A 23725-nucleotide genomic window follows, 5' to 3' on the forward strand; every position below is an offset into this window, starting at 1 on the left:
GCGGCCAAGGGGTTTAACCGCATTAAGATCCAAGGAGGACGCGGCTTTCAAGGCATCGCCCGCAAAAACTTAGACCCCGGGGAGAGGAGCTTTTTCCGCAACGCCCGGAAGGGGGCGGCCTAGCCTCTTTGAGTTGTCCAGTCGGGGGGTGTAACCCCCCCATTGGACATTAAGGACATCAAAGGGGCTTTTTAAGAACTTTTTGGTGGTTAATTTCACTAGAGAAAGTTTTTAAAAAGGGGTTTAATGTCCTTAATGTCCACAACCCTCAAAAAGGCAAAGTAGAAAACGGTCTCCTCCCCCCGCGGCATAATGAAGACCCCCTGTTTGCCTCAGTAAAGCATGTTAAGCGTAGGGTTTGGATTTATTCTCCCCAATGTGAAGCCCAAAAGGGGGGGGTTTGGGATTTTTGCTCCTCAAAACGAGGGACGGGGTCGCTGGGGGCGAGGATACATTTTCTTGCTTATTGCTACTGGCAGATCGGTCTATTATGTTAGTTGTAGTTTAGGGTTAATATTATTATTTTTCTCAAGAATGCCACTGATCCATGTTCCCGATACTGACCAGATAGAGACCTTGTGTCTGCCTTCCTAGTCCATGCCCATCCTTCCAACCAACTAATAGCTCCTCAAACCACATTGTCAGATCTTTCCACGCTAAAATCCCCATTTTACTCTGCATTCAGTAGTTCCAAGTTCATACTGTAGCTGAATAGGATTGCTCAACGATCACAACGTCAATGATTTCCAATGTTTCTTGAGCAAGGTCAGCCAGCCACATCAGCAAAGTTCTAAAGGGCAGCTTGCCGAGATTGAGCCGCCGCCCGCCGCGCCGAGGCGTTGCCAGAGAGGACCAGTGAACCCAGACCCAGAGATTACGTAGCTACAGTGCGATACCGACAAATAACAAGTGCAAGGCCGGATGACGGGTGGTGGTTTTGATGCAGGCTTCATTGACTTGCCGATAGCTCGTTTCAATCCCAAACCGAAGCCGGTAGGTTTGATAGACCCATGGGGTGGTTTTCGGTCGGATCCCCCAGAAGGCATAGAGCAATGTTTGTCGGCCACGGCGCCGGCGACGACCTTGCCCGTTACGACAGTGAATGCAGATCGAGATACGGATTTTTCGCTGAGCGGCATGGGTCAGCGTGTAGCGCGCCCAACCGCTACGTTTCTGAACCGCAAAGAGACGTGTGCCGCTTGGACCGCGAGGGTCACTGGCTTTGCGTCCTCGGCAGATCACCGGCATCAAAAACGCCAGGCGCGCGGCCTGCAGGTAATAGATGACCTCCACACTGTAAAAGCCGCGGTCCAACAGCACTAAACGGGGCTTAACCCCGGCCTCGGCCGCGCGGCGTAGCAAACGTTTCAGCACCTCCTTCATGGAGGTCCCTTGGGCAACCCGCGTCAGGGCTACAGTATAACGTCGGCTGTTGTTCGCAAGATAATACGTGGCGTAGGCGTGAAAATGGCTCGTCCCCCTTTTAGCTTGGCTGCGGTAAATCTCTTGGCGGTTACGATACGGCTGACCGTGATAGGGTCCCAGATTCAAATCTACCGCTAAGCGGCAGCGACCTTTCTTGAGCACCGCCTTGGGCAGTTGGGCCGCAAAGCTGGCATTGAGTTGGCGCTCCACTTGTTCTACCTCCCCACACAGCTTCACCAGCGCATTACGGGTGGCCTGGTCACTCGGCGCACTGCGTAGTCGTGAACAGGCCGCAGCCAACGAACGCACCTGCGCGGCAGCATAGAACAAGAGGTGCAGCAACGCGCTGACCGTACACTTCGGCCCCAAATCTCGCCAACCTAAATGCGGCAACAGCATCCCAGCCGCATGGCCATACATCCTCCTTTGGCGTCATCATAGTCCGGGGTGAGTGCATCGATTTTCCTCCTGGAGTTATGAGTCTAACTTCCAGTATAAGGAAATCGGTGCGCTCCCCCTAACTGATTAGTTTTGTTGAGCGTTCAAACTTTCATCTACTGTGCATTTGCTATAAATCCCTCTCAAAAATATCCCCCTATAGGAAGACCTACACTCTTAAGTTTTCAGTGTTGATGCCGTTATTTTTAGGCATGCTCTGCACGCAGGGCAGGCGCGCTTGCACATATAAATGCATAGACATGTGAGCTATAACGACCAAGCTTATAAGATCCTTATGAAGTAAGGCGTCTAAACTAGCCATTAACAGAGCCGTGTTAATGGATTAGCGTAAAGCCAATAAAAAGCTTAACTATTAAACAGTGTAATAGCAGAGCTTCAAGATATATATTTGTTCAATCTTGGTAGCAGATTTTCTTACCTAGCAGAGGTTGTATCAGTGGTATGCATCAAAAAATTTAGCATAATACTACGGCTATTGTCATGAAGAATAAGCTACGAACTCATTACGATAATCTCCAGGTTACTGAAAATGCTAGCGATGAAGTAATCAAGGGTGCGTATAAGTATCTTTCCCAAAAATGGCATCCTGATAAAAATCCAGAGTGTCGTGAGAAAGCTGAAAAAATTTTGCGCATTATAAATGCGGCATACGAGGTCTTATCAGATCCTGAAAAGCGCCGAGCGCATGACGAGTGGATTCACGAGCAACGGAAAAAGCAAGAGGCCGCACAAGGTAAAAAGGAAGAAAATAAAGGGGAAAACCAAGAGCACGAAGAGAGCGAACGAACACAAGAAGAAATAGAAAGGGAAAGAGCACGGCAAGAGCGGGAAAGACAGATAGAGCTGGAAAAGCTACAAAGTCAGCAAGCGGTAGTACGTGAGTATGAGAGGAGGGCAGCAGGCAAAGGTTTTAACAATGTGAGAGCGATTCTAGTAACCCTTGCTAATATGGGAGCGACGCTAGCCACTCTTGCTATATTCGGTTATTTGACTTTTCAAATTAATTCCCAGCAGTCTATCGACATTACTGCCGCTGCGCTAGCTATCGGGATGATACTAGGTCTCTTGCTGTTTGGAATAGGACGTTTCTTCATTGGTACACGCGGGCCGAGGTATTCAAGCATGGTGTTCATTAGTACTGTCCTCGTGTGTACAACCATCGTTGGAGTACGGTACGTGGTTGGGCCTAGCCAGAAGACATTCACTTCCACACAGCCCTCCTATGATAAATTGCTTGTAGACTATGAAAGAAGATATCCCAAAATCAATTCGCCTCAGGCAGAGAAAACACAATTGCCCTTTCATACCCCGTCCATTGAAAGCACCCCAGGAAGACGCAATTGCGAGCTTAAATCCGTTATGACAGATAGAGATTACCGGGCGTGCGGGATTACACCACCACAAGCCCGTTAATCAGGGAATGAAGGGATTCTAGTTCCTGTAAGAACAACAATAAGCTACTAATAATTAATTTGATCTCATTTTCTTCTTCTTATCAAAGTGTCGCTTTTAAAATCTGCAAGACATTAAAATTAACAGTGAATTAAAACGCCTGATCAAAATCTCTGGCACTGCTCTCGAAGCTGAAGACAGGTTTCTACGTGAAGCTATTGCGAAAAACCAAACTGCCTACCCCAGCGGAAAAGGCGGAATTTTAAGAATCAACAATGAACGCTACTACCAGTTTATTATCTTGCGTGCCCTTGTATCGTCTTTTCCATTTACCGCCGAAGTTGAAATCAAATCACACGATCTTATACTTAAATATCCAGACGATGCATCTAAGTGGTTTGCAGTTATCGAAATGAAGCGGTGGATGAGCTCTAAGGGTGAGCAGGAAATTCCAAGTGTTATTCGAGACATCAACGATAAACTTCGCCCTTCTCATGCTAAAAACACTCTCATGCTAATTTTCTCAGCAAGCACATCTGGCACAATAAACACTCATCTTGGTTGGCTGTCAAAGCGGCTTGGAATTTCTCAGGTAGAGGACTGCTCCGCGTGGGAAAGTTATTATTTTCCCACAGTGAATGAGGTAGGGAAAGATGTTGAATTTTGGTTAGCTAGCTACCAGGTTAACCGCGCCAATATGGCGCCAGCAAATTATGGAACTTGAAGAAGCAATAAGAATAATCAAATCGCTTGCTGATGGTATAGATCCTAAAACAGGAGAACCATTTCCAGAAGATAGTCCCTATCATTATCCCGATACTGTTCGCGCTCTTTTTTCTCTGCTTTTCGCAATAAATAACATACATTTTGATAACACTAAAATCCCACTTGCAAGAGCAGGACAACCTTGGTCGGATAAAGAGGACTTATTCCTCAGGCGTTCATTTGAAAACGGAATATCAATTGGGGAATTATCAAGCAGGCATCTGCGAACAAAAGGTGCTATTCGCTCTCGCCTTGAAAAGCTTGGCCTGTTAGTTAGTGACATTAATAATACAGTGATTGAGTGGCGCCATGAAGAAGATTTTTTAAGGGCTGAACAAAGCTATTACGATCCAAGTAATGATTTAAATCAAGAAGGGGAGGAAGGTAGTTATCAGATAGATGACTATGAAACCGTATACTACGAAGACTATGAACTATCAGAATATGATTTAAATCAACCGTACTTAGACGAATACCAAAGCAGTTACCAAGCTGAAGAATGGGGCGGAGAAGCTAATGATTTAGATTCGAATGACTGGGAAGTGATTTTAGGTGGTCCAGATGATGAAGATCTAGAGAGACAATATGAGGAGTTTGAGAATTATAGTCTAGATGATGATTTATGATTTAGATGAGGAGTCCCGCTGTATTCTGAACGCAGAACCCAATAACAAAATTTTAGTTTCCTACCGCCTCTGGGCCCCTCCCCCCGGCCTCCCAGAAAGCCACCCCCCTTCGGATTTTGCTTTTTCAGATCTCCGCCGGGGGGCCCCAAGCGCCACAAACTTTTCCAAATTTTTCGCCAATCTCTCCCAGGCCGCTCGTCCCTCGCCGCCCCATAGAAAAATACACCTAATCCAAACCAGAGGAAAGAGGAGATGAAGACCCACGTGCGAAGCGCAAAGTGCTTTAATATCAGCACTCAAGACCTAGCACCCTACCACTCCAACTCAACCTTTTTCCCAAAGTAATAACCCTTGTGGGGGTTCCAAGGAACTTCGCCCCTCGTACTCCGTTCTTCGCGCTGGGTACCGAGTGACTTCGCTGCAAAGCACGAAGTCACATTGTCTCTTTATTTCATAGATAAAGTGTTTCGGTGGCTAGGAACACTGGACGGCGCTCGACGTGACGATGTGGCAAGGTCGCTAAGAGCGCAATCACCTTGTGCCTGGGTAAAGGTTATTGTTTACTGGGCACGCAGTGACTTCGATCAATGGCACGAGATGGCGAAGTGTGGTGCGGCTTGGCAGCGAGGTTCGCGGGGGCTCCGTTCAAGGGGCGTGGGAGCGAAGGGCGGCGTCGGCACGGTGATAAGCCGCGCTATTATCTTTGAATAAATATATTGGGTTAATTTTTATGTAAAAAGATGGTGAATATATATATATATGTAATGGTGTTATTAATGATGCTATTCATAGGTGGTGGTTGCGCCAAGGAAATGGCAAGAGATCTATCTGCTTAAGGAAAGCACATGGGAACGCAAGGTATTAGCCGGAAGATGGTTCCTTAGCACTCACTCATGAAAGATAGCGCATGCTTTTTACTAAGAACCCTTCTATCGATTAACACCCCATTAGGTTGCCAGTAAATCATGAATGGACTGGCCGAAGTATTAAATGCACTCGCCGCCCTAGCATGGCCCACATTGCTAGGAATTGCATTTATTAAATTGTGGCCAATGCTTCGAACTATTATCGAGTCTAGAAATTTTACTATTAAATTGGGCGACGCCGAGTTGACGGTGCAGGACGCCTCGGATCAGTGACGCTGGCAAATTGAAGATTTGCAGAAATCAAGTTGCCGCCCTACTTCCTAACACGGCAGTAACGGACCTGAAACCCTCCGAACTCCCCCCAATGCCCAAGCATAAATCCATTCTGTGGGTGGATGATAAACAGGGCTAACGCATGAAATTCTGAGAAGCTATATTTCTCAATATATTACCCATAACCGCCAGTTTTGAGGTGGGTTGATAATCAACTGATTCAATTAGCTTCTGGTTTTTTCATGCGTTAGCCCTGGGATGATAAACCGAAAAATAACACCCACAAGTGGCGAAAGTTCAGAAACGATGGCTTTCGTGTTGCTCAGGTGAAATCCACCTCTGAAGCTTTATTATTAAAAAGCCACTTAAAATCAAGCCTTTTAGGGCTTTTCTACTACCTTGTGATGCCCTTATGGTGTGTATTGACAATATCAATACGCTCTGCTTATTCTTTTAAGTATGGACGAAGACTTCGAACTGAATGGGATCAAGTTTATCTGGAACCAAGAGAAGGCCCGCGCCAATCGTGCCAAGCACAAGGTGGCTTTTAAACAAGCCGCAGAGGCTTTCTTTGATCCCTTCGTTCGGGTTGTAGATGCCAGTCGTCATGAAGAAGCCCGCGATGCCCTGATTGGGATGGATAAACGATGGAATCTGCTGTTTGTCGTTCACGTTCTTCTGGAAGAAGATAAGATTAGAATCATTTCTGCGCGTAAAGCGACTCGAACGAAAAGACAGTTTTATGAAAATTGAGCAACTGAAGAAACGGCTTGATCGGAACCGGCCGATGACTATGGTGACGCTCCGTATACCGGAAGATGTGGTTGAAGATTTGAAGCGTGTTGCGCCCTTACTCGGCTTTTCGGGTTATCAACCTTTGATTCGCGCTTACATCGGTCAAGGCCTCAGAGAAGATTTAGAGAGGCTCGAGAACGAGACAGTCTCGGCCTTAGTGGCGAGTCTGAGACGCCGGGGTGTCAGCGAAGAAATAATAGAAGAAGCTTTAACTGAGGCCACTCACGGGTAAGTCATCGTGTAGACCTCTCCTGAGGAATTTTTTTCTTGGGTTCCCGCATCATTTTGTATATGGGTCTATAACGGGATGCTTCCTCTAGGTCTTAAAGAGCCCGGTAAGGAGAGCTACCTTCAAAATGGGTGATGGCCACTTACCGCTAGGACTACTTTAATATTCAGGTGAAAGTCGGCAAAGCCCCCGTTTGACAGAACAGGGTAAAAATGAAAGTAGAGGAGGTCATTCCAATGCTTGAGTACGAGGGTGGGTATCTTGTTCAGGTACGAGGTAGCCACCGCCAGTTCAAGCATCCCAAAAAGCCCGGAAAAGTCACCGTGGCCGGCAAACCCAGCGTGGATGTTCCGCCGGGGACGCTCAACACTATCCTGAAGCAGGCGGGTCTAAAGTGAGGTGCAGAGGATGAGAGATAGGGTCGTGATTGAGCGAGGCCCCAAGAGTTGGGGCGCGTATGTGCCCGATCTTCCCGGCTGTGCCGCTGTAGGGGAGACGAAAGAGGAGGTTTTAGAGCTTATCCAAGGGGCCATTGAACTTCACTTGGAAGAGCTTAGAGCGGACGGCGAACCCCTCCCCGAGCCCCATTCGGAGGCGAGCTATGTGGAGGTGTCCGCTATCTAGCTCTTTCCGTCCATTAGGAAGCGGGAACTCTTCTGTTTTCGCGGGCAGGTCAATCGAATTAAAGGGGCCAATAAATTCACTCTAGCCGCGATGTAACACTGCCCGTGAACGCGTTGTTCCACTGTCTCTACTGAAGAAGCACCGTGTACGTTAGGGGCGCGGGACCCAGCTCCTTCTAGTGGCGGAAGCTGCCAATACCAACCCAGGCGCGAAAGGCAGCCGAAGCCCTTCGCCCTTCTCTACGACGTCAGTTCGACATAAGCTAGATCCCGATGGGTAAGGATTGATCGGGGTGAAAGCGAAGGTGAAGAGAGGGTTTTTTGTCCTGATAGGTGTAGGCAATCAGGGCGGCCACTAGATTGACCATAAAATTAGCGATGCTGCGATGGCGGGTGTGCTCAATTTGGGAGATATTTTTGAGCTGATCGTTGACCGTTTCAATGAGGGCCCGTTTTCGGGTGAGGATCTTATCAAACAAGGGAAGAAGTTTGTTTTTCATGTTTTTCTTGAGCTTGGTGATAAGTTGTAAGTCCCGCTCAAACAAGAGGTCGAAGAGGGGCTGAGAAATATACCCCTTATCCCCGAAGAGCTTTCCAAACATCCCTCGGGTCATCTCGGGAACGGGTTGGCGGTCATCGACATTCGCCGGGGTCAGCTTGAAAGCGAGCAGTTCCCCTTCATCGTTGATGATCAAATGCAGCTTAAATCCATAAAACCATCCCATGGAATTCTTGCCCCAGTGGGACTTTTTTCTAAAGAGTTGATGGGTAGGAGCCCGTTGGCGATGGCAGACGATAATGGGCGTAGAATCAATAAAACCAATACCGCTGACCTGGCCTTTACGGGTGTGCAGATAACTGCACAAGGGAATCAACGCCGAGCTCATCAGTTCCACAAAGCGGGGATAACTGACCAGCATAGGAAAGGCTCCCCGCCAGTATTTCGCCACATAGCCGGTGTAATAGTGCTTAAAGGTGCGATAGTTCGAGCGATGGAAAGCAATGATAATCGTCATCACCTCACTCAGTGACAGGCTTGAGGTTTTTCGCCGCTTTCTCTCGCCTGAGTGTAGAAGCTGCTGATGCCACTGGGGTTCAAACGCTTGGCAGAAATCATCGACCTCACAAAAAACCCGCTCTAAATCTATCATGACCCTCACCTGCTTCTTTGAATAACCCTCTGAACAGGCACATCCTATCTCCTACCCAGGACTATGAAAACAGCCCCCCGCTTATGTCGAACTGACGTCTCTACGAAGCCGCGACGCTCTCAGCACCGGGCAAATGAGTACCTGGTGTAGCAAAGCAACCCACCTACCCGACATACCATAGTGGCAGTGCCGAAAAGCAAAATAGTGTAACGGCTCCACCCGCCGTGCTTCTCAACAGCAAACGCCCATAAACGAAATAACGAAGGCTTGCTACCACCTCAAGACGAGGTGGTGGCTGTGATTTCTATTGCCTATTCAAAGGCAATCCCCCCAAAGATGCACTATGACGTGCGTCGAACGGCGCAGCGAAGTCGCATGACTTCATGCTGCCTAAAAGCACAGAAGGTCTCTCGGGTGAAACAGCAAATGCCTCGGAAGCCTTTCCATTTTTTTACCCTGCAATGCCTGCCTTGCCCTTGATGGGCACTTCTCCAGTGCCTCTCGGGAGGCTCGCGGCATTGTCTCTGTTCCACCGTGATTTAGCACCTTAGGTGCATCACTTTTTTTATTCAAAAAAGGAAAAAAACCATGTTAGTACTGACCCGCAGATCCCTAGAAAGCATTGTCATTGGCCAGGATATCCAGCTTACCGTCCTGGAGATCCATGGCGGACAAGTGAGGATAGGGATTAAAGCCCCCAAAACAACTCCGATCGTTCGGGAAGAGGCGAAAAGCAAACACCCCAAGAATCGATCCCATTCCCCAGTGGCGGGGGCAATCCATTCCCCTCGTCCCCTGAAGAGGTCGAGAGAATGAGAGAGCCTCCATTAATTCTTGCTTTACACACCGACTCCCCCATTACGGGGGAAGAAGGTGTCGCTCATTACCTATGGTCTAACAACCACGATGAGGTCAATCCACTATGGCACGTCAGCCACTGATAATTAATAGTCTCCCATTTCATTCACAACAAGACGCCATCACCTATTTCCGCGCGATGCTGGGAAGGTATCGAGACGGGGAAGAGATCCTCGGCAAGGATTTTGAAATGTTGCTTGCCCTGCTTGAGCGGCATCCCCGGGCAGTGACAAAAATAGGTGGTGGGGTCAAGCGGCTTTATAAAGATAAAACCACGAAAACCACCCGCTGCTTTTGGATAGAACGCCAGGATGGCACCGTGACCGATTTCTCCTATCGAGAAGCGATCCGAGCCAAAGAAAAATCCTTATATCAAGAATTCGCAGAAGCCTGCCGCCAAGCGGTGGATGAGGATTTGCGCCTCATGAAGCAGAACCATTTTGCTATCCATGCCGATGCCGAGGGGAAAGTGAAATGTGATATCACCGGGGAGCGTATCGCTTTCCATGAAAGTCATCTCGACCATAAAAAGCCTTTGACTTTTCAAACCTTAGTCCAAACGTTTATGGGGGCCCATGAGATTGAAATCACACGGGAGATGCTGTCCATGCATCAAGATGGACAGTTTCAAACAGCCTTCGTTGATGTAGACCTCAAGGAGAAATTTAGACACTTTCATCACAAGATAGCGGAGCTGAGAATCATTCAGGCCGGATTAAACCTCAGCCTGGGAGGCGCGGAGAGAATCACGCCCTCGCTCTGTCCGGTGGTAATTCCCACGGGTTTGTGATGAGCTTTATTTTCTGAGTTGTCTGGCAAATCGAAATCCAGGAGGTGCCAGTAAGTAGCCAGCTCTCATAGCGATGGGGACGCCGTCGCCCGCTTTTGGGCGGCGGCCCAGTTCTTTGCTAGCGTAGTATTTCCGTCCGGTATCTAGTACTCTTAACCCCAATGCTCATGTCCCAATGGTATTTGGTTCAACTCCTCATGCCGCAGGCGCCAGGAGGGTTAGTATTCACGCTGATTTTTCACTAGCTCAAAGATCTCGGGTGTTTTCACTGCATACTCGCCGAGTTCTTCCCGAATAGCGTTTTCCACTTCCCGCTCCTTGAAGCGGTTGCCCCGCCAGTCGTCCTTCTTAGTGTAGCGCACCGCAGTGTCGATCTTGACCGCCAATGCCTCATTGTAGTCAAGATTATCGTAAAGGGCCCGCCTGGCCGGGGTGTTCAGGGAGGTGGGATAGGCGGTAGTCGCGGTAGGCTTTTTCACTTTGCCGGACAGTTCCACCAGCTTTTTAAGATATTCCTGGTATGCCAACGCCTGGGCCTTGCGCTCCTGAATCAAGGCATCCAGCAAGTGGGACATTTTCTCGTAATATTTGGGATTCACCGGCTGCTCATCGATAATCAACTTGCGCACGTTGTGCTCGATGGTTTCGGCCATGGCCTCGGGGTTGTCGCGAATCCCTTTGGGCAGCTTATCCAAGGCCCCTAGCCCCTGCTCCACAATCAGCTCCACCAGGCCCAGATCATCGAAAGCGGAAATCACTTCACTGTCCTCGGCCTGGAGATAGGTATCCAGCAGATGGCGCATGGCGGGCTCGAATACTTTCATGTCCACGTAGTCGCCGCTGCCAAGCTTCACCTCATGGCGGACTTTCTCGTAGTGGCCCACCTCTTGCCGAATGGCCTCGATTTCAGTATTGCGGTAACCTGCGTCCGGCATCTCATTGGCCAGATTGGCAAAGGCCCGCACCAGAGCAGATACGGCTTTGTAGAGGGCGATCCGCTTGGGCTCGTTGTCCTTGAGGGCCGCCTGGTCAAGAGTATCAGCGGCGCAGAAATAATGCAGATAAGCCCCCGTGTCTTTGGGAGGCGCTACCGGTTCACAAAGGGCCTTAACCGCCTCCCGGGCTTCTTCTAGTCGTTCCCGCCCCTTCTCCAGGCGATTTTCCAGCAGGCCCGCCACATCCGCCCGGTCATAGCCCTCCAGGGCGCCGCCGGTGTAGTCGCCAATGGCCCCCTCCAGGGACTTGAACAGGTCCTTGTAGTCGATGATATAGCCGTATTCCTTGTCCTCCCCATCCAGCCGGTTCACCCGGCAGATGGCCTGGAACAGGCCATGGTCCTGCATCTTTTTGTCGATATAAAGATAGGTGGCCGAGGGGGCGTCGAAGCCGGTCAAGAGCTTGTCCACCACGATAAGGAGCTTCATCTGCCCCGGCGCTTTGACGAATTTTTCCTTGACTGCTGTTTCAAATTCTTCCGTCCGAGTCATGGCCTGGTCTTCGGGCTCCTCGAACCAATCGGCCAGCATTTTTCGGTAGATGTCATACTGGCGCAGTTTCTCCGTTAGCCCCTCGCCGCTCTCCTCGCCCTTGATATCGTTAGGCGAAGGCTTATAGCTGGTGATAATGGCGCATTGTCCCGCCAAGGGAGTCTGGGCGAACAATTCATAGAGCTTGCAGGCCTGGTAAATGCTGCTGGAGACTAGCAGGGCATTGCCCCGGCCGCTCATCAACCGGTCCCGGGTCTCCATGTCGAAGAGGATGTCGGCCACAATCTTCTCCAGGCGGGACTGGGAGCTGAGCACCTTTTGCAGGGTGCCCCATTTCCGCTTGAGCTGGACCCGGGCCAGATCCGAGAGCCCCCGAGTCTTGGCCTCAAACCACTGGTCCACCCGCTGGGGCGAGGTCAAGTTCTGATCGATATCTCGGGCCTCATAGCGTAAGTCCAGCACCACGCCGTCGCGCACCGCCTCGTCAAACTTGTAGGTATGGAGGTAAGGGCCGAAGACCTCGATACTTTTTTGCTTATCGGCTTTTAACAAGGGGGTGCCGGTAAAACCGATGAACAGGGCATGGGGCAGCAGGGCCTTCATGGCCCGATGAAGTTTACCGGACTGGGTGCGATGACACTCGTCCACGAATACGAAGATCTGGCCCTTGGCTTGGAAATCAGAGGGCAAGCTCGCTTTCAATTCCTCGATAAAGGCCTCGGTGGCCGTCTCTTCACTGGCGCCGAACTTATGGATGAGGGAGCATAGCAACCAGGGCGTGGTGGCATTGAGTTGGGCCATCAGATCGGCGCCGCTTTGGGTGCGGTAGATAGCCTCGTTCACTCCCAGGAACACCCCCTCGATCTGCTCATCCAGTTCGGTGCGGTCGGTGATGATGAGCACCCGGGCATCTGCTATATGCTCCCGTATCCATTTGGTGAGCCACACCATGGTCAGCGATTTGCCGGAGCCTTGGGTATGCCAAATGATCCCCCCCTGCCGGTTGCGGACACTCTGCTGGGCCGCCTTGACCCCGAAGTACTGATTGTGGCGGCAAGTCTTCTTGACCCCGGCGTCAAAGACCATGAAGTCATGGATGAGTTCTAGCAAACGGGGCTTGTTGCAAAGTTGAAGCAACGGCCGGTCCAGGGCGTTCTCAATGTCGCTCTCTTCTTTCCAGCTCAGGTAATGTTTTTCCGGCGTCTCGATGGTGCCGTAGCGCAGCCCCTCAGTCTCATTGCCCGCCATGAGCAGTTGCAGGGTGGTAAAAAAACCGCGAATGAACGCTTTTTTCTGGTTATCCAGATTCTGGCGGATGCCCTCGCTCACCGCGACCGTGGAGCGTTTCAGCTCCAGCACCCCCAGGGCAATCCCGTTGACATAGAGCACGATGTCGGGACGCTTGGTATGCTCGCCCCGGATAGAGACTTCTTCGGCAATAGCGAAGTGGTTGTGCTCCGGGTGGTTCCAGTCAATGAGCCACACGGTCTGGTGGTGCTCCCCCACCCCTTCCTTGACCTTCACCCCGTAGCGCAGCAGGTCATACACGGCCCGGTTGGCGTCATAGAGGTGTTTTCCCTCCCCCAAGGCGGTGGCTTTGCCGAGCTGATGGAGGGCGCGGGTGATAAGGGCGTTGGAGACTCCCCGCTTGGCCAGCCAGGGCCGCAGCAGGCCCTCTTCGATATTGCGATTGCCTTCCCGCTCGCTCCAATTGCCGAGAAAATCGTAGCCCAGTTGCTCCCGGAAGAACTGGATGACCCGCGCTTGGGTTTGGCGTTCTTTTTGGCCGACGGTGCTCATGTCTCCTCGTCTTTTTCTGCTTCTAAGCCTTTCTGTTCCAAGCGGCGGCGCGCCGAGGCGATAATGTGCATCCAAGTCAATTGTCGTACCAGCGATACGACAATCTCCTCATCCGGTAACCGCTTGGCAAACGGCCCCCTCTGCCGCAGATTCTTCTCGCTAGAGCCTTCGTCCTATTTCCTATTGCCGCGCCACAAATAAACTTGATTTTCTCGCCCTGTGGATGCTATATTTATAAGCAGTCTCATCCACCTGATGTGGAAGGAGCATCCGAAGCCCTTCGGCAGCAATGTCGCGGGGCTTCAGCCTTTCTAAAGCTTCAAGAATTCCTTCCGCTCCTTTTCAAAGCTCCTACGGCGGTGAGGCTTTAGATCGCAATAAGCCGTCTTGAGTAGATAATAATCCCGGCGCTTACTCAGAATCACGGCGAAATCCCACAATTCCGCCCAAATTACCACGCGAGTTTCCCGGCCGCGACGATTTTCCCACCAACTGAACCCCTCCTCTGTGCCATTGGAGGCCTGCTCAATAGCCCAGGCAATCCAGCGAATCCGCGCACAGCGGTTGAAATCCGGTATCCGATCCTCTTCATTTCGGTTTCCAGGATGAGGGGCTTCGGAAATGACATGCCAAAAGCTATATCCCTTGCCCCGAGTTTCGGGTCGGTATTGCGCTTTAACCCGTACTTCCCTGAAGCGCACTTCCGCACGGACAAAACTTGCAAGAAACGCCTCATAGACCGCATCTTCATATGCAGCCCAATCTCCTTGAAACGGCAGTAGCGCCGGCGGGTCAATCACGCCCTCTCCTGTGGTTGCCAGATGAATAGATTAAATTTCCTAACTGCAGGCGGCGTCGATTTCGTAAGGGTCAGCCCGCTCCTTGTCTGGACATGCGCGATAAGCGCCTGTTTGGCTTTACTGCCATCAATACGCCGGAAAAGATGAGATAGCGCGCCCGCGAGAACATCGGCCATCTGGACGAGCACAACATCATGGGAATGTACCGCTTCGATGCTCTTGATCCGGCTGTTGTCGAAATCGTAATGGGCATTACACAACACCTCATGCAGCTTGGTGAGCTTTAGCGCGCTGTGTGTGTCCTTGATGTCGACAAAAATTCGGAATCCGTGCTCGTCATCAATCATCCGTGTCAGCAACAACCACCACATCTTGTAGTAAAAATCATCATGGCTTTGATCGAAGCGTGCGTGCTCCAGTGTGTTTTTATCTGGTACCACTACACCGCGGAAGCCAAGCCTCGACTCATCGAAGAAAAGCTCAATGAGCTTACGATAAAATGCCAAATTGGACGGCGATATTTGCGCCCACTTAATCTCTCGGCTTGTTGGAATGCCATAGGCTTTTTTAAGTGACTTGATGGCCCGCTCCACCCGCTTGCGAACATCCGCCGGACAAGACACCGCACCTAGCGCCATGGCATTCTGCCTATCCTTTTCTAAATGGCAGGATTCATCGCAATAGAGGTGAATCAGTCCATTCATACCAGTCGTATCCTGCCAGTGAGGAGTTCCTGCATCATGCCCTGTTTGATAGCCTGGGTTTTGTCTCGGCGGGCTTCTAGGGCGGTGATTTCAGCATCCATGTCGGAGAGAATGGTGGCAATGGCGGTTTGTTCGGCTTTTCTCGAAGGCAAAGAGATATTCATTTCCATGAGAGTACCCATTACGATGTATGGTGTATTACCTGCGTTTACCTCCGTTCGAATTCGATCTTGAAGCTTACGTTCCATAAATAACTTCAGAAAGTGAATATTGCAGTTGAACCCACTTAGAACATAGGTTCGCTGATAAGCATTGAATTTTCCTTTATAGTAATGAATGTAACCTACATTGGCTCCATTTCCGGAAACCAAAAGCGCCTCTGTATCAAAATCGTATTTATCGATCCAGTAGTGTTCCCTGGCACAGGTAAAAAATGGGTACTCACCACCTTCCACCATCGCGTTTGCATCGAGTTTCCCTGTAGTGATCCTCTCGCATAAATTTCCCAATTGCCTCACCTCCCACTCTCCCTCAAACCCCGGCAGTCGCTGCTTGCCAGTGAGGAGTTGCTGCATAGCGGCGGTTTTGATGGCGCGCTTTTTGGCGATGAGTTTGTCCAGCGCGGCGATTAGGGCATCTACGTCCGACAGGGCGGTGGCAATGACGGTTTGTTCTTCAAGTGTTGACGGTACAGGTATCTCCAATGCCCTCACATCACTGCCATTGATTGCCGGGTAATTCGAACCTGTAAGCAAAGCATCTATCTGCTTTGGTACACTGCCGTCAAATAGATGGAAGAAGACAAAACGGGGTAACGATTTTCCTTCATGGCACCGAACAACTGAAAAGCCAGTAGAACAAATCCAGTTAGATTCATCGCGATCAAATAGAAAATGCGATTTGAGATTGGGACGTACCGTCGAAACTAAAATATCTCCTTTTCTCAGTTTTCTTCTTGCTCTTGATGGGGCATCGCGGAATTTGATTTCGGAGAAGCCCGCTAAGGTACCCTCGTTAACATCCTCAAGAGAGACATACTTAAACTCATAGCTAGGATCTGTATTGCTCGGTAGATTATCAGGATCAATATCAGCTAGCTCATCAAGCCGATTCACCTCCCAATCCTTCGGAATTACTCCAATCTCAGTCTGCTTATATCCCCAAAGCAAATCATGCTTTGCCGTAAATCCGGAATAGCTTACAGCCGCTTCCTCAACCGCCACCCCCTCCTTACTCATACGCCGCTACCCCACACCAGCCCCATCTGCTTCAGATGCTCATCCACCCGCGCCGATAACATTTCGACTTCCTGGGTGAGTTGGGGCAGCGGCTCGGCGTAACGTTCTTCCAGCGCCTTGACCCGACCGGCGAGGGTTTGGGTGACCCGCTCCACCTCGGCCCGCACCTGGGCTTCGATGGCGGCCAACCATTTATCCTCCACCACCAGCTGCTTGATGTCGGCCTCATCCAGTTTGCCGTATTGGGCGAAGACTTTTTCCTCCAGGACCTTCTGAGCCTCCTTGGCCTGTTTGTCCGTAGCAGATTCCTGTTCCAGCAGTTTTTGGCAACGCTGGAGCACTTGCCATTCATCGTCACCATCGGGCATGCCCTTGATCTCATTAAGGCGCACCTTGAGGCTGGCTTTGGTAACCTTGCCTTTGTCGCTCTTGGCCTCTTCCAACAGCCCCTCCTCGCCGCTGTGCTCTTCAACGAAAGCGTCCAGTTCCTGGGCGAGGGCCTCCTTGGCCGCTTGCAGCTCGTCGATGGCCGCCTGTTCCGGGGCAAAGTAGCGGGCGACGATTAAGGCTGGAGGGATGAGTTCGGTCTTGTATTTCTTTTTGTGGATGACCAGATCCGGGGTCTCCTTGGTCTTCTTGCCCTTTTCCTCCACCAGCAAGCGGGGCTTGGCGGCCTCCAGCCAACCGTCCTGGACGATGACGTACACATCGTCCTGCATTTCCTCGGCCCAGTAGTCCATCAGATGCTGGTAGACATCGTATTTATCCACCAGCTCGGCCTGGGCAAACCGTTCCAGCAGATCTTCCGAGAGGGCGTGAATGAGGGCCTTGGGTTCGGCGCCGATATGGAGTCCCTGGAGGGTGGACCAATGCCGCTCCCGCCAGGCCCGATAAATGGCCAGTACCCGCTCGGAGAAAGCCGTGAACTCGGGCCGCCCCAGGATGGTGGTTTTCACTTCCTGGGCGGGGACGCGGGCGTAGCAGCAACCCTCCCGGTCGCTGGGCTTAAAGAGCGCCGGGCGCAAAGTGGGGAAGGCTTGCCAATAGTCCTCCAAGGCATCGATATCCCGGTCGGGAATACCCCCGTTCAAGTGGGCGTTGAGGTCATGAAGGTCTTCCGGCGCGGAGCTGTCGATATAGCGGGGGATGTTGAGGTTAAACTCATTGGCCTCAATTTCCTGGAGGCTGACCAGTCGGGCGTATTTGGGATCCCTGTCGATCTGTCGGGTGAATACATCGACGATCTTGTGCAAATCCTGGCTGCGCAGGCGGTTTTTGTTGCCGTCCTTCATGTAGCCCTTGCTGGCGTCCATCATGAAGACGCCGGTGCGGGCCGGGGCCTGTTCCTTGTCGATGACAATAATGCAGGCGGGAATGCCGGTGCCATAGAATAGGTTAGGGGGCAGGCCGATGATGCCCTTGATGAGCCCGCGCCGAATCAGGTTCTTGCGAATCACCGCCTCGGCGCCGCCGCGGAACAATACTCCGTGAGGCAGAATGACCGCGCCCTGGCCGGTGCTCTTGAGGGATTTGATGATATGCAGCAGGAAAGCATAATCCCCGTTCTTGGCCGGAGGCACCCCCAGCTCGAAGCGGCCAAAAGGATCATGGGCCGGGTCCAGGCCGCTGGTCCAATTCTTTTGGGAGAAGGGGGGATTGGCCACCACGAAGTCGAAGGTCTTGAGGCTGCCGTCCTTGTGCTTCCAATGGGGGCTGGCCAGGGTGTTGGCGTGCCAGATCTCCGCCGTGGGCGCATCGTGCAAAATCATATTCATACGGGCCAGGGCGGAGGTGGCGTTATCCATTTCCTGACCGAAGATGGACAGGCCCCGGGGCGCTTCGTCGGCGACTTTGAGCAGCAACGATCCCGAGCCACAGGTAGGATCGTAAACCGTTTGATCCTGGCGGGTGTCACGGCTGATGCCCAGCACCTTGGCCATGATGCGGGAGACCTCGGCGGGGGTATAGAACTGCCCTTTGCTCTTGCCGGATTCGGTGGCGAAGTGGCGCATCAGGTATTCGTAGGCGTCCCCTAGCAGATCGTCCCCCTCGGCCCGGTTGGCGCGCAGATCGAGGCCATCGAAAATGGCGAGCAGCTTGGAGAGCCGGTCCACCATCTCCTTGCCTCGGCCCAGCTTATCCTCGTCATTGAAGTCGGCCACGTCGATGACGCCCTTGAGATCGTTTTCCTCCGCCAGGCGGCCGATGATGGTGTTGATCTTGTCGCCGATTTCTTTATCGCCTTTGAGCTTGAGCATGTCGGCAAAGGAGCCGCCCTCGGGCACCACAATCAGGGCATTGCGGTTGCCGGCGTATTTGTCGGACACGATTTGACGAACAGCAGGGTGAGCACATAATCCTTGTACTGGGAAGCATCCATGCCGCCACGCAGTTCGTCGCAGCTTTGCCATAGGGAGCTATAGAGTTCGGATTTTTTAATGGCCATGCGTGGGTGGTCTTATTCTGGTGATAATTAGGGGAACAATAACGCTAACAGTGCTTAGAGGGAAAGCCGCATCGAGGCCCGATTCTAGTTTTATCTAGACTACAGTGCACGCTTAACAGACTAGGGAGGAACCAAAGAGGGCATAGAGGACATTTTGCAGATAGACGGTCAATTACCAGCTTCTGGGATAATCGTCACGGCTACCCTTTTCTTTAATGAAACCTGCCAAAGTATACCCAAAAGTATACCCAGAAAATAAAAAAGGCCTACCACATGATGGTAAGCCTTTGATTTCTCTGGTGGGCCATCAAGGACTCGAACCTTGAACCTACTGATTAAGAGTCAGCTGCTCTACCAATTGAGCTAATGGCCCCAACACTAAAATTTGGGGTGAGCGATGGGATTTGAACCCACGACCACAGGAGCCACAATCCTGCGCTCTACCAACTGAGCTACGCCCACCATAAAAGCCAATAATTATACCGCAGTTATGCGGTAAGGTGCAGCCTCTAAATTGCAATACATGGCGCGCCCGGTAGGATTCGAACCTACTACCCTCGGCTTAGAAGGCCGATGCTCTATCCGAATGAGCTACAGGCGCATGGAATGGCATCCTCGCAACCCACAGGCGGGCCAACGTACGCCACTCCTTTATATAAATTGGTCGGGGTAGAGGGATTTGAACCCCCGACCCTCTGCTCCCAAAGCAGATGCGCTACCAGGCTGCGCTATACCCCGAAACCTTTGATATTAAGGCCAGCCAAGCGAAGCGTCAATCCATATCCACCCGCCTTCTTTCCTTATGACTTTCTGCAGAGGGACCTGTCTTTATTTAGCGGCCCTTCCTTCTATGGAATTATAATAACAAATTACGCCTTCTATTACTGAATTATTAAAAAATTAAGGATCATTCATGAGCGCTAAAATCCTTGACGGTAAAGCCATCGCCACCAACATTCGACAAACTATCAAAAAACGGGTTCAAGAAAGGATTGCGGCTGGACTACGCCCTCCAGGACTGGCGGTGATACTTCTTGGTAGCGATCCGGCCTCCCGGGCCTATGTCCGTAATAAACGGCGCGCCTGTGAAGAAGTGGGTTTCAAATCCTTGGCCTATGATCTGCCAGCAGAAACCCCCCAATCTCAGCTGCTCACCCTGATTGACCAATTAAATGCTGATTCAACCGTAGACGGGATTTTGGTTCAGTTGCCCCTTGGAAAGCATATTGATCCCGAGCGAGTCATTGAACAGATCCATCCTGATAAAGATGTGGATGGTTTCCATCCCTACAACATTGGTCGACTGACTCTGCGCCTCCCTCTTCTTAGGCCCTGTACGCCCCATGGGGTCATTACTCTTTTGAAAACCACAGAACAAGACCTCAAGAGCTTAGAAGCAGTGGTGGTAGGGGCTTCCAATATCGTGGGACGACCCATGGTCCTGGAGCTATTACTCGCTGGCTGTACAGTGACCGTCTGCCACCGTTGGACTCGGGATTTATTAAAGCACGTCTCAGAGGCGGATATTCTAGTTGCTGCCGCTGGGAAACCCCATTTAATCAAGGGAGAATGGATCAAGCCCGGCGCCACGGTCATTGACGTGGGCTTTACTCGGCAACCAGACGGGACCTTAAGTGGCGATGTGGAGTTTGAAGCAGCCCGCGAACGAGCGGCTTGGATCACCCCGGTTCCGGGAGGAGTAGGCCCAATGACCATAGCGACCTTACTGGAAAATACCCTTTATGCCGCAGAGCAACTGCATAACTAATAATCCTACGCTCCCCAATAACGGCTTCTGGCGGTATGAAAGCTCTAGCCGAGATTTTTCACCACCAGGACACAAAGAACACGAAGGTGGAAGTAAACTATTTTAATATATTTAAGTTTTTTGATTTCTTTGGGTTTTTCATGCCTTTGTGGTGGTTTCGCGAATTATTGGGGCTAGCCCCGCCGCCAGAGGGTTCCTGTCGGCGCATCCTCCAGGGTAATTCCCTGGTTTTTCAGAACTTCACGGATACGGTCTGCTGCCGCCCAGTCTTTGTTTTTACGGGCGGCAGTTCTCTGGGCAATCAATTGCTCAATGTCATCATCGGAAAAGACGGCTTCTCCCTCTGCTGAGACAATGCTAGGTGCATCGGCCTGTCGGGGATCGCGGAGAAACTGCTCGGGATCCTGGGTTAGCAATCCTAAAATGGCACCCAATGATGGCAACAACCTCGCCAAATATCGCACCTTATCCTTATCCCCCTCCTCGCGAGCGCGGTTAAGCTCATGCCGGATTTCATTTAATAGGGCCAGGGCCTCAGGGGTATTAAAATCATCATCCATGGCCTCACGGAAGCGTTGGACAAAAGGATCATCCCCCTCGGCTAATTTTCCTCCCGCCCCTTGAGCTGGTATGGGGACGTCCCCCCACGGCATCCCCCGCAGGGCTGTATATAAGCGGGTAACGGCTGCCTGGGCAGTATCCAGTTGTTGCTCAGTATAATTCAAAGGGCTGCGATAATGGCTAGAGAGAATAAAGTAGCGCAGCACTTCGGGATGATAATGCTCCAAAACTTCACGTACGGTGAAAAAATTGCCCAAGGATTTGGACATTTTCTCATCATCCACTCGCACGAAGCCGTTGTGCATCCAATAGTTGACAAATTTGCAGCCCGTGGCCGCCTCACTCTGGGCAATCTCGTTCTCATGGTGAGGAAACTGCAAGTCCTGCCCCCCCCCATGAATGTCAAAATGAGGGCCTAATGCTTGGGTGGACATGGCCGAGCATTCAATGTGCCAGCCGGGACGTCCCGGCCCCCAGGGAGAACCCCAGGCGGGCTCATTGGGTTTGGCGGCCTTCCACAGGACAAAATCCAAGGGATCGGTCTTGGCTTCGCTCACTTGGATCCGTTCGCCGGCCCGTAATTCGTCTAATTGCTTTCCAGAGAGGGCACCATAACCCTCAAAATGGCTGACATCATAATAGATATCCCCATTTTCCGCTTGATAGGCATAGCCCTGATCCAGCAACTGCTGCACCATGGCAATGATGACTTCCATGGATTCCGTAGCCCGTGGCTCTCCATCCGGGGGTAATATCTGGAGGCTTTTCGCATCTTCATGGAGGGCCTCAATATAACGGGCAGTCAGTGCCTGAATGCTCTCTCTCCGTTCATGGGCGCGACGAATGATTTTATCGTCGATATCGGTGATGTTCCGGATATAGGTTACCTCAAATCCGCTGGCTCGCAGATAGCGGGCCACCACATCAAAGGCCACCATGACTCGGGCGTGACCCACATGGCACAGATCGTAGACCGTCATGCCACACACATACATGCGCACCTTGCCTGGTTCGATGGGAACGAACTCTTCTTTTCTCCTGGTCAGGCTATTATAGATACGCAACATAAGGGGTTTCCTAAGATATTCAGCAAGCGACCAATTTTCTATAAATTGTACTGCACTTTGGCGCCAAGGCGGCAATGCCCCAGCAAAGAACGTAAGAAGCTTGGTTATCAATAAGTTGTGAGCGAATGCTCGGGGTGCATGCAGTTCTGCAGCCGCTGCCGTACCCGTCCTGTCCCCAGCAAGGGGAGCAAACGGGCCAGTTCTGGGCCGTCTAGCTCTCCAGTGAGAGCGGCCCGCAGAGGGAGAAAAAGCGACTTGCCTTTGGCCCCTGTGGTTTGTTTTAGCTGGATGGTGAGCGCTTTGAAATCAGTACCACAGTTGTCAACGGCGGCTAGCGCCTGGGTAAAAAATGCAGGACCAGCTTCTTGGATGATGGGGAGAACATGGTTCTTGAGCACCAGCTCTTCACCAAAAAGCACCCTCGCCCAATGGCGGGCGTCTTCAGGCAAAACCACATTGGGCCGTACCGCCTCAACAAAGTCCTGGTATTTATCTGCCGGTACTTGCTGAGCGACCACTGGCGCTAACCACTGTCCTAAGGTATCAACATCCCGGTGGGCCAAAGCCTCCCGCTGCCAGTGCTGGAGCTGTTGCAGATCAAAACGAGCGGGTGCTCGCCCGAGCCGGTCCAAGTCAAATTTAGCGGCCAGGGCATCTAGGTCCAGAAAATCCGTATCCTCATAATGATGTCCTAACCGGGCCAGATAATTGCACAGTGCCTCTGGCAGATAGCCGGTTTCTCGCAGTTCCTGAAGGCTACGGCTACCGTGACGCTTGGATAAGGGCGCACCATCGCTGCCCACAATCATGGCAATATGCCCATAGCGGGGAGCCGGCAACCCTAAGGCCTGGAGTAACAGGATTTGACGGGGCGTATTGGTTAAGTGATCTTCTCCCCGCAAGACATGGGTCACCCCCATCAAGGCATCGTCCAAAGCATTGCTGAAAAAGAACGCCGGCGAACCATCGGCGCGCCGAATAATAAAGTCGCCAATATCGCCTGTCGCAAAGCGTTGAGGACCCCGGACCAAATCCTCGAATTCAACCGTAGCCAGGAGTGGCACCCGAAAGCGCAGGGTAGGCTTTAAACCTGCAGCTAGTTTGCTTTCCACTTCTTCTGGAGCCAGCCGAGCGCAGGTGCCCGCATAGCGGGGTGCCTGACCTGCCGCCAACTGTCGTTTGCGCACCCGCTCTAATTCCTCCGGGGAACAAAAGCAAGGATAAGCCAACTCCTCAGCCTCCAAGCGCTGGAAATAGGCTCGATAGATAGGCTCCCGCTGAGACTGGCGGTAAGGCCCTACTTCTCCCTCTACTTCCGGCCCTTCCTGCCACCCTAAACCCAACCAGCGCAGATCTTCCATAAGTGCCTCCACATATTTCTCGGCACTCCGTTCTTGATCCGTATCTTCAATCCGCAATAGGAATATACCCTGGTTGCGGCGGGCCAGTAAGGCATTAAACAAAGCGGTACGCACATTCCCCAGGTGCAACAAACCGCTAGGACTAGGGGCAAAACGAGTCTTCAATTTAGTCATGATATGGCATAGTAATAGAAAAACCGATCCGCCACAAAAGTTATTGATTTGGGATTTTGCTCACCAT

The 23725-nt window shown here is 51.5% G+C and carries 19 protein-coding genes, 4 tRNA genes and 1 pseudogene; 11 read left to right on the forward strand and 13 right to left on the reverse strand.

Annotation, left to right across the window (positions count from 1 at the left end; genetic code table 11):
- Positions 1-882: 882 nt before the first annotated feature.
- Complete coding sequence (locus E3U44_RS18310; protein ID WP_134359483.1) at positions 883-1845, reverse strand: transposase; 963 nt, start codon at positions 1843-1845, stop codon at positions 883-885.
- A 519-nt stretch (positions 1846-2364) separates the two neighbouring features.
- Here E3U44_RS18310 and E3U44_RS18315 point away from each other — a divergent pair.
- From E3U44_RS18315 to E3U44_RS18345, 7 genes are all read left to right on the forward strand, one after another.
- Positions 2365-3297 carry a J domain-containing protein gene (locus tag E3U44_RS18315; RefSeq protein WP_134359484.1) on the forward strand — a complete coding sequence of 311 codons (933 nt, stop codon included), beginning with the start codon at positions 2365-2367 and terminating at the stop codon, positions 3295-3297.
- A gap of 280 nt (positions 3298-3577) precedes the next feature.
- Entirely contained in the window at positions 3578-4000 is a 423-nt protein-coding gene (locus E3U44_RS18320) for a hypothetical protein (protein WP_240761655.1), read from the forward strand.
- Complete coding sequence (locus tag E3U44_RS18325) at positions 3990-4667, forward strand: hypothetical protein (protein WP_134359486.1); 678 nt, start codon at positions 3990-3992, stop codon at positions 4665-4667. Before E3U44_RS18320 ends, E3U44_RS18325 begins: the two co-directional genes overlap by 11 nt.
- Positions 4668-6265: 1598 nt before the next feature.
- Positions 6266-6559 (forward strand): BrnT family toxin, encoded by a 294-nt coding sequence (locus E3U44_RS18330; RefSeq protein ID WP_134359487.1) that lies wholly within the window; start codon positions 6266-6268, stop codon positions 6557-6559.
- A complete protein-coding gene (locus E3U44_RS18335) occupies positions 6549-6833 on the forward strand; it encodes a hypothetical protein (protein WP_134359488.1) in 285 nt (94 codons plus the stop codon). The genes E3U44_RS18330 and E3U44_RS18335 overlap by 11 nt, the downstream gene beginning before the upstream one ends.
- A 209-nt stretch (positions 6834-7042) precedes the next feature.
- Positions 7043-7228 carry a type II toxin-antitoxin system HicA family toxin gene (locus E3U44_RS18340; protein WP_134359489.1) on the forward strand — a complete coding sequence of 62 codons (186 nt, stop codon included), beginning with the start codon at positions 7043-7045 and terminating at the stop codon, positions 7226-7228.
- Between the two features lie 10 nt (positions 7229-7238).
- On the forward strand, positions 7239-7454 hold the full coding sequence (locus E3U44_RS18345; protein ID WP_134359490.1) for a type II toxin-antitoxin system HicB family antitoxin: 216 nt from the start codon (positions 7239-7241) through the stop codon (positions 7452-7454).
- Between the two features lie 262 nt (positions 7455-7716).
- Here E3U44_RS18345 and E3U44_RS18350 read toward each other — a convergent pair whose 3' ends face one another.
- A complete protein-coding gene (locus E3U44_RS18350) occupies positions 7717-8604 on the reverse strand; it encodes an IS982 family transposase (RefSeq protein WP_134357379.1) in 888 nt (295 codons plus the stop codon).
- 588 nt (positions 8605-9192) lie between these two features.
- Here E3U44_RS18350 and E3U44_RS20455 point away from each other — a divergent pair.
- The 3 genes from E3U44_RS20455 to E3U44_RS18360 are packed head-to-tail and all read left to right on the forward strand — an operon-like array spanning position 9193 to position 10252.
- Positions 9193-9420, forward strand: a complete 228-nt coding sequence (locus tag E3U44_RS20455) for a carbon storage regulator (RefSeq protein ID WP_134359491.1) — start codon at positions 9193-9195, stop codon at positions 9418-9420.
- Entirely contained in the window at positions 9417-9545 is a 129-nt protein-coding gene (locus tag E3U44_RS20460; protein WP_276321948.1) for a hypothetical protein, read from the forward strand. Before E3U44_RS20455 ends, E3U44_RS20460 begins: the two co-directional genes overlap by 4 nt.
- Positions 9527-10252, forward strand: coding sequence for a DCL family protein (locus tag E3U44_RS18360; protein ID WP_134359492.1), 726 nt, complete (start codon positions 9527-9529; stop codon positions 10250-10252). Before E3U44_RS20460 ends, E3U44_RS18360 begins: the two co-directional genes overlap by 19 nt.
- Positions 10253-10470: 218 nt before the next feature.
- On the opposite strand, the gene E3U44_RS18365 is transcribed toward E3U44_RS18360, so the two are convergent.
- From E3U44_RS18365 to E3U44_RS18405, 9 genes and pseudogenes are all read right to left on the reverse strand, one after another.
- Positions 10471-13539, reverse strand: a complete 3069-nt coding sequence (locus E3U44_RS18365; protein WP_134359493.1) for a type I restriction endonuclease subunit R — start codon at positions 13537-13539, stop codon at positions 10471-10473.
- A 311-nt stretch (positions 13540-13850) separates the two neighbouring features.
- On the reverse strand, positions 13851-14339 hold the full coding sequence (locus tag E3U44_RS18370; protein ID WP_134359494.1) for a hypothetical protein: 489 nt from the start codon (positions 14337-14339) through the stop codon (positions 13851-13853).
- Complete coding sequence (locus tag E3U44_RS18375) at positions 14336-15043, reverse strand: DUF3800 domain-containing protein (RefSeq protein WP_134359495.1); 708 nt, start codon at positions 15041-15043, stop codon at positions 14336-14338. The genes E3U44_RS18370 and E3U44_RS18375 overlap by 4 nt, the downstream gene beginning before the upstream one ends.
- Entirely contained in the window at positions 15040-16266 is a 1227-nt protein-coding gene (locus E3U44_RS18380) for a restriction endonuclease subunit S (RefSeq protein WP_166805126.1), read from the reverse strand. Before E3U44_RS18380 ends, E3U44_RS18375 begins: the two co-directional genes overlap by 4 nt.
- Before the next feature lie 11 nt (positions 16267-16277).
- Positions 16278-18727: pseudogene (locus tag E3U44_RS18385) on the reverse strand (type I restriction-modification system subunit M).
- A 297-nt stretch (positions 18728-19024) separates the two neighbouring features.
- Positions 19025-19100: transfer RNA gene (locus tag E3U44_RS18390), tRNA-Lys, on the reverse strand.
- A 13-nt stretch (positions 19101-19113) separates the two neighbouring features.
- Positions 19114-19189, reverse strand: a tRNA-His gene (locus E3U44_RS18395).
- Between the two features lie 62 nt (positions 19190-19251).
- Positions 19252-19328: transfer RNA gene (locus E3U44_RS18400), tRNA-Arg, on the reverse strand.
- Between the two features lie 60 nt (positions 19329-19388).
- Positions 19389-19465, reverse strand: a tRNA-Pro gene (locus tag E3U44_RS18405).
- A gap of 175 nt (positions 19466-19640) precedes the next feature.
- Between E3U44_RS18405 and folD the strand changes: the two genes are divergently transcribed.
- A complete protein-coding gene (folD, locus tag E3U44_RS18410) occupies positions 19641-20495 on the forward strand; it encodes a bifunctional methylenetetrahydrofolate dehydrogenase/methenyltetrahydrofolate cyclohydrolase FolD (protein ID WP_134359497.1) in 855 nt (284 codons plus the stop codon).
- 173 nt (positions 20496-20668) lie between these two features.
- Here the strand turns inward: folD and cysS are convergent, their stop codons facing one another.
- Positions 20669-22123 (reverse strand): cysteine--tRNA ligase, encoded by a 1455-nt coding sequence (gene cysS, locus E3U44_RS18415; protein WP_134359498.1) that lies wholly within the window; start codon positions 22121-22123, stop codon positions 20669-20671.
- Between the two features lie 107 nt (positions 22124-22230).
- The gene (gene gltX, locus E3U44_RS18420) at positions 22231-23658 is read right to left on the reverse strand and encodes a glutamate--tRNA ligase (RefSeq protein WP_134359499.1); all 1428 of its coding nucleotides are present in this window, start codon (positions 23656-23658) and stop codon (positions 22231-22233) included.
- Positions 23659-23725: the final 67 nt, after the last annotated feature.

This window comes from Nitrosococcus wardiae, from assembly GCF_004421105.1.
Classification (GTDB): Bacteria; Pseudomonadota; Gammaproteobacteria; order Nitrosococcales; family Nitrosococcaceae; genus Nitrosococcus; species Nitrosococcus wardiae.